A 271-nucleotide genomic window follows, 5' to 3' on the forward strand; every position below is an offset into this window, starting at 1 on the left:
CTATCACGCCACGATCAAGACCGGCCATCGCAACCGCAAGTGGAACGGCGCCAGCCCTGCAGACACACAGCGGTATCTCTGCAGCGTCTGGCAGAAAATCCGGGCCAAACTGCACCGCGAAGATATCCGCATTTTTGGCATCCGTGTTGCCGAACCGCATCACGATGCGACCCCGCACTGGCACATGCTGATGTTTATGCGGCCTGAGCAGCTGGAGCGCGTGCGTCAGATTATGCGCGATTATGCATATCAGGAGGACAGCGGCGAGCTG

The 271-nt window shown here is 59.0% G+C and carries 1 protein-coding gene; it reads left to right on the forward strand.

Annotated features, from left to right (window positions below; all coding sequences use genetic code 11):
- On the forward strand, positions 1-271 hold a 271-nt coding region (locus SB754_RS20390), incomplete at both ends, for a replication endonuclease (protein WP_410784182.1).

It is taken from the genome of Leifsonia sp. SIMBA_070 (assembly GCF_046534635.1).
In the GTDB taxonomy this organism is placed as follows: Bacteria; Actinomycetota; Actinomycetes; order Actinomycetales; family Microbacteriaceae; genus Leifsonia.